Origin of the sequence: Corallococcus sp. CA047B (genome assembly GCF_003612065.1) — a bacterium.
GTDB lineage: Bacteria > Myxococcota > Myxococcia > Myxococcales > Myxococcaceae > Corallococcus > Corallococcus praedator.
Genome location: NZ_RAWD01000492.1, coordinates 1 through 4,944, shown reverse-complemented (window position 1 = coordinate 4,944; position 4,944 = coordinate 1). Strand labels below are relative to the sequence as shown.

The 4,944-nt window shown below is 71.4% G+C and carries 5 protein-coding genes; all 5 read right to left on the bottom strand.

The features are described from left to right. On the bottom strand, positions 1–693 hold a 693-nt coding region (locus tag D7X74_RS39665), incomplete at its 3' end, for a type VI secretion system protein IglI family protein (protein WP_120538130.1). After that, positions 686–1,072, bottom strand: a complete 387-nt coding sequence (locus tag D7X74_RS39660) for a DUF4280 domain-containing protein (RefSeq protein WP_120538129.1) — start codon at positions 1,070–1,072, stop codon at positions 686–688. The genes D7X74_RS39660 and D7X74_RS39665, both read right to left, overlap by 8 nt. Positions 1,073–1,084: 12 nt before the next feature. Beyond that, positions 1,085–2,803, bottom strand: a complete 1,719-nt coding sequence (locus D7X74_RS39655; protein ID WP_120538128.1) for a long-chain fatty acid--CoA ligase — start codon at positions 2,801–2,803, stop codon at positions 1,085–1,087. A 6-nt stretch (positions 2,804–2,809) separates the two neighbouring features. Beyond that, complete coding sequence (locus tag D7X74_RS39650; RefSeq protein WP_147444373.1) at positions 2,810–3,763, bottom strand: hypothetical protein; 954 nt, start codon at positions 3,761–3,763, stop codon at positions 2,810–2,812. A 97-nt stretch (positions 3,764–3,860) separates the two neighbouring features. Continuing rightward, on the bottom strand, positions 3,861–4,944 hold a 1,084-nt coding region (locus D7X74_RS39645), incomplete at its 5' end, for a cyclic nucleotide-binding domain-containing protein (protein WP_147446861.1).

Below are 4,944 nucleotides of genomic sequence, written 5' to 3'. Positions count from 1 at the left end.
GGCCCTGGCGGCGGGGCGGGCCTCCTCCTCGTCGTCGCCATCCTCGTCGTCGTCTTCCTCGTCCGGGGCGATGGCGAGCGCCTTCGCCTGGGGATCCTCGGGCGGGGGCAGGTACGGCACGCCCTGGGCGTGGGAGCGCAGGGTGCCGAGCAGCGTGCGCAAGGGGTCCACGCAGGCGCTCTTGGGCAGCGCGCCCAGGGCGGCGATGAGCGGGTCGCCCATCCGCAAAGCCTCATCAATGGGCTCGCGGTTGCCGACGGCGTTCCACGCCTGCCATTGCGCGTCCTTGAGGCGCGTATGGTGTTCCAATGTCTTGCTCATCATCTTGAGCAACCAGCGCAGGCCGGTGTCCACGAAGATGGGCTTCTTGCCCGGGGGGCCGAAGGCGTCCCAGTTCTCCGTGAGGCTGCGCGACAGGGAGCGGAACAGGACGGGCAGCGCCTTCATGCCGTCCGACACGAAGAGGCCGAAGAGGTAGGGCCCCAGCAGGCGCACGTCGCGCACGCCCGTGCGCAGGAGCGCTTCGGCCGCGCGGGCCGCTTCCGCGTAGGAGCCCTTGGCGACGAGGCCGGTGATGGCCTCCAGGCGCGGATCCGGCCCCTCCGTCTCGTCGATGGGCACGGGCGTGCCGGTGAAGGGGGCGTCGAGCAGGGAGAAGTCGACGGCTTCGATGACCAGCGCCGCGTCACCCATCGATGGCCACCATCTGTCCGGGGGAGACGACCTGGATGACGCCGCCGTAGCTGCACATGCACTTGGAGTTGCTCTCCAGCGCCGGCATGTTGCCGATGAGCACCGTGGGGCAGCCGGGCACCCAGGGCGCCGCGGTGGCGGGGATGCAGGGCATGGGGGTGAGGACGCCCAGGGCCGCCGCGGTGGCCGCGGCCACCATGGGGTTCGCCATGGACGAGCACATGCCGAAGGGCAGCACATTCATGAACGGCTTGTTGTCCATGATGTTCGCCGCCGGGGTCGTGGCCAGCACCTTGTTCGTCGGAAGCACCATCAGCGACGAGGGCGCCACGCCGAAGCTGCATTGCAGCATCGCCCCCATCACGACCTGGACACCCATGTCCTGCCCCTTTCAGCTCGTTGACGACGGGCCATCTTCGCCCGGGTTGCCCGCGCTTTCCAGCAGCCGTCCCCGCAGCGCGGTGAGGGCCTGGAACATCGGGTCCGTCGCTTTGCGGTGCAGCGCGCCGGTGAAGAACTGCGAGGCGCACCACGCGTCGTCGACGGCGCCCTTCTTGCGGTGTGGAAAGAGCGGGAAGAACTCGATCCGGTCGGGCAGGAAGTCCCCACCGAGGAGCATCTCGATGCGCCGCTTGATCTCCTGCTCGCCCTCCGAAGGGGCGGGCTCGTGGCCGGTGAAGGCCAGGAGCACGAAGCGCGAATGGCTGGCGAGCCCCCCGGTGGACACCGGCACCACGCTGGTCCCCATCAGGAAGGGCAGGCCCTCCAGCGCGGCCGTGACCTCCTTCGCCGGGTAGGTGCGGCCGTCGTGCCGGAAGCCCAGCGTGCCGCCGTAGTGGTAGCGGGAGCGGATCCGCGCGAGCAGGACGTGGCCGGGGGGACGCCCCTTGTCGGGAAGCAGCGTGAAGACGCCCACGTCCGTCGGGGCGCCCTGCCCGCTCTGGTTTGGATCCTTCAGCGCCCACGCGCGGCCCGGTACGGGGAAGACGTCCGTGTGCACGTCCGCGTGCGGATCATTCACGCCGCGCGACGACACCAGCACCGCGCCGCCGGCCGCCGCGTCGATGAGGATGTTGGACGAGGGAACGGCCTGGAGGCCGCACTGCTTCACCCACGCGCGCCACGCCTGCGCGTCGTAGGGCTCCTCGGGGTTGCGGAACCAGTGCAGCACGTTGCGCATGGCCCCGATGCGGTGCTTGAGCAACAGGTCGCGCAGGCGCGGCGTGACGCCCAGGGCGCGCAGCGGGGACTCCAGCAGGGGCGCGGGGTTGAGCTCCAGGTCGGCCATCTCCAGGTGCAGGTAGGTGGCGCCCCGGAACAACGTGGCGAAGAGCAGGGCCGGCAGGTGCTGGAGCACCGGGAAGTCCGGCGCCGCGAGTACGTCTCCCGGCGCGAGCCCGAAGGTGAGCATCCCGTCGCCGAGCGCGCCCTTCCAGGCGTCCTCCGCGGTGAGGGGCACGGGGGTGTGCGGCGGATCCACCAGCGGTGAGAAGAGGAGCCCCACCACGTCCCCGGGCTTGTACGTGTGCGAGGTGAAGCCGGGCGCTCCCCCACCCCGGCTCTTGAGCAGGAGTTTTTCGTGGCCCCGGAGGATGGGGAGCTGGTGCGGCTCCGCGGCGATGAAGTCCGGCGCCAGGGCCTCCAGCCGGGTGGCCATGGCGCGAGGGCCCAGGGGTGGCAGGAGCGTGAAGCAGCCGCCCAGCCGCAGCGTGGCCAGCAGCGACACGAGCAGTTCCTGGCCCACGCCGTACACCAGGCACACCTTCGCGCCCGGCTCGACGCCCTGATCCGCCCATTCGCTGGCGCGGCGCGCGGCCAGGTCGTGCAGCGTGCGGAAGCCCACGTTCTGCCAGCCCTGGATGCGCGCGTGGGTGCGGAACGCGGGGCGCTCCAGGGCGACGTGGCGCACCACCAGGTCGTGGAAGAAGTCGTACTGCTGGCCCGGGCGGCTCTTGGGCGGAGGGACGCCCCGGCCCGCGTGGGCCTCCGCGAGCGCGGTGGCGAACCCTTCCGGATCCTCCCAGCTCTCCTGCCACCAGGGCGGCGCGCCGCCTTCGTGCGCGAAGCCCGTGTCCAGTTGCCGGAGGATGTCCTTCACGTCGAAAGGCATGGGTGTCTAGCGCGAGGGAAAGTCGAAGCCGACCTTCACCATGAAGCGGACCTTGGAGCGCATCGAGCTGGTCTCCGGCACGGGCGCCGACTGGGGCCGGGAGTCCGTGCGCCGGAGCGTCTGCTGCGGCGCGCGTTCGATGGACGTGGGGACGACGGCGCGCACCAGCGGGTGGCGGGACTGGAGCGGCGGCACGTGCATGTCCACGTCGCGGCCGAAGAGCCACGCGCCGCAGCGCCAGAGGACGTCGTGGCGCTTCGTGAGGAGCGTCCAGAAGCGGTCGCGCACCTCCGTGGCCTCGAAGAGCAGGGGCGAGGATTCGTGCTCGCGCGCCTCGCCGGGGGACGCGAGCAGGGCGCGCAGTTGCTCGGCGACGCGCTCCACTTCGTTCACGTCGTCGGGCGTCACCGGGGAGCGGCCGGTGAGCTTCGCTTCGTTGCGGCGGAACAGCGCCACGAGCCCCAGACAGTCCCCCACCACGTCGCGGTGGCCCCCTGCCCGGCTGGCCTCCACGTCGGCGGGGGTGAGGAAGGCGGCTTCCGCGAGCGCCTCCGCGGTCTTGAGGAGCTTGCGGCGCAGGTGCTGGGCCCGCTCGAAGAGGGCTCCGAAGGCGCTGGCGCGCATGTCGCGCTGCACCTGCAACGCGGCCCAGGCGAGGCCCTGCGCGAGCAATGGCAGTTCGCGCAGGTGCTCCACGTTGATGCCCGGGAGCGTGGCCACCTCCGCTTCGTGGGCCAGCACGCTGTCCACGCCGCGCTTCGTGTTGTGGAAGGCGAGCGCGATGTTGGAGCGGCACTCCTCCACTGCGCCTTCGAGCGCGCGGGCCGGAGCGAGGAACACGTCATAGCCGGGCTGCGAGCCGACGGCTTCCAGCTCGGCGATATCGTCGGGCCCCAGTCCCGCTATCGCGTGCGGCGCCCCGCCCTGGCCTCCAGCCATGCCAGCGAGGATAGCGGGCACCCCTGGGGGCCACAACCCATCACCCTGCCCCACCGCACGGCGGGCCACCGAGCGTGGGCCGGAAGGCCGACCGACAGGGTTGGGTTTCGCGACGCCGTCAGACGAGGATGAGGTCTTCCTCGTCCTCGCGCGGCAGATAGGCGGCGTCCCTCGCGGCGTCCAGCAGGCGCTGGGTGCGGCGCAGGCGCTCATCGCTCAGGTCGGAGACGAGCATCAGGACCTGCGGGTGGCTGGAGATGAGCGAGTCGAAGTCCTCGCGCGGCAGGCGCAGGAGCGTGGTGTGGCGCGCGGCCTCCACCGTGGCCGTGGCCGGCGTCTTCTGGAGCAGGGAGATCTCTCCGAAGAGGTCCCCTTCCTTCAGGCGCGACAGCACGTGGCCATCCTTGAGCACGTCCACTTCACCGGAGAGGACGACGTAGAGGCCGTCGGTCGCGTCACCCTCGCGGATGATGACGTCGCCGCGCTCCACGTCGCGGGCCCGGAAGCGCTCCACCAGTCCGCGCCGGTCCTTGCGGTTGAAGGGGCGGAACAGCGGGGAGCCGTTCATCACGTTGGTGAGCAGGCGCTCGCGGCAGAACTTCTTGAGGGCCTGGGCCACGGGCGGATGGCTGTGGGAGAGCGTGGCCAGCACCGACGCGGAGATCTCCAGCACCTGCGTGTCGTCGGACGCGGACTCCACGGACGCGGCGCGCGGGGCGCCGGACAGGAGCGCCATCTCTCCGAAGAACGCCCCACCCTCCAGCGTGGCCAGGTCCTGACGGTGGCCGTCGTCCTCGCGGAAGACGCGGACGCTGCCTTCGCAGATGACGTAGAAGGCGTCGCCGTGGCTGCCCTGCGCGAGGATGCGCTCACCGGGTCCGAAGCGGCGCAGCGGGCAGCGTTCGAAGAGCTGGATGAAGGCTTCACGCGGCAGGTCGGAGAAGAGCGGGATGGCCGGCAGCGCGTCCCAGCTTCCGGAGGGACTGGCTTCCTCGGTCAGCTCGTAGACGGGTTCCTCCTCCGGTGCGCCGTCGGCGACGCCGCGCTGGGCCGCGAGCTCCACCGCGTGCAGCAGCGAGTCCGCTTCAATCTCCAGCTCCGTGAAGCTGGAGACGCGCAGGGACGCGCGCCAGGGTTCGGGAGTCCCGGCGGTGGTGGACACGACCGTGGCGCCGGCGGCGGGCGTGGAGGGGGCATCGGTG